Genomic DNA, 1,402 nt, shown 5'->3' with positions numbered 1-1,402 from the left:
GGCCAGCACGGTCGGGTCGAGATTCTCTCTCGTGCCGCTCAACAGCTCCCGCGGCAGGGTTTTCTGGCCAGGTCCCGTGATCATGAGGGCAATGACCACTTCGTCAAACGAAGCCGCGAAGGCAAAGATCGTCCCCGAGACGATGCCGGGCAAGATGAGCGGAATGGTGATCCTGCGGAAGGTCGTAATAGGCGGCGCGCCAAGACTCTCAGCGGCCCGCAGCAAGCCCTTGTCCAACTGGCTGACCGACGCATTGACGGTGACCAGCACGAGCGGAACGGCGATGACGGAATGAGCCAGAACCAGGCCGGTCAGGCTGTTGGCAAGCCCAAGTGGAGCGAAGAAGAAGTAAACCCCCACCGCGGTGATGATCACCGGCACGATCATCGGCGAAATCAGGAGCGCCATCAGCAAGGATTTTCCTGGAAAGGTAATCCTGTCGAGACCAAGCGCGGCAAGCGTGCCGAGAGGCGTCGCGATGGCGACTGTCGAAAATGCCACGATCAACGAATTGCCGACCGCATGGATCCAGCGTGGCGTCGAGATGACGGCGGCGTACCATTTCAGCGACAGGCCTTGCAGCGGATAGGCCAGGATCGAGCCGCCATTGAAGGAAAGCGGCACGATGGCGAAGATCGGCAAGAGCAGGAAGACCAGAACCAACGCTCCGGCAAGCCGGGCACCCCAGAGCCAGATGCGCGTGCTGTCCACCATGTCAGACCCCAACCCGCTGCACGCCGACAAGTCGAACGTAAAGCGAATAGAGCAGGACTGTCGCGATGAGCAGGATGCTGGCGAGAGCCGCCGCAAGCCCCCAGTTCAGCGCCTGTAGTGTGTTGTAGGCGATGTAGAAGGGCAGCATCTGGTCGCCCTGGCCGCCAAGAAGCAACGGCGTGACGTAGTAGCCCAACGCCAGAATGAACACGAGTAGCCCGCCGGCCGAGATGCCCGGGACGATCTGCGGCAGGTAGATCCGGAAGAAGGAGTTGAGCGGACCGGCGCCGAGCGATCGAGCGGCCTGCATCTGCGAGCGCGGCAGCGCCTTCATGGAAGCATAGAGCGGCAGCACTGCATAAGGCAGCAATATGTGGGTAAGCGCGATCAGCACGCCAACGCGGTTGTAGACGAGCTCGAGGGGAGCATTTATGATCCCCAATCCGATCAGCATCTGGTTGAAGACGCCGTTCTTTTGCAGGATGACCAGCCAGGACGTCGAGCGCACCAGCACGGACGTCCACAACGGCAACAGCAGCGCCAGCATCAGGAAATTGGCCGTCATCTGACTGACGCTGGCCAGAAGATGCGCGGCCGGCAACGCAAGCAGAATACAGATGGCCGTCGCTGACAGGGCAATGATGAAGGTGCGGCCAAGCACGTTGAGGTAGAGCGTGCTGTCCTGGCC

Annotated in this window: 2 protein-coding genes; both read right to left on the bottom strand. The window is 61.2% G+C overall.

Going from position 1 to position 1,402, the window contains the following annotated elements:
- The coding region (locus EN742_RS35010) for an ABC transporter permease (protein WP_148670528.1) at positions 1–714 on the bottom strand (714 nt) is incomplete at its 3' end.
- A gap of 1 nt (position 715) precedes the next feature.
- A partial coding sequence (locus EN742_RS35005) for an ABC transporter permease (RefSeq protein WP_148670527.1) occupies positions 716–1,402 on the bottom strand: 687 nt, incomplete at its 5' end.

Origin of the sequence: Mesorhizobium sp. M4A.F.Ca.ET.020.02.1.1, assembly GCF_004022645.1 — a bacterium.
In the GTDB taxonomy this organism is placed as follows: Bacteria; Pseudomonadota; Alphaproteobacteria; order Rhizobiales; family Rhizobiaceae; genus Mesorhizobium.
The sequence above is the reverse complement of the archived record's forward strand: the minus strand, read 5'-3'. Positions and strand labels throughout refer to the sequence as shown.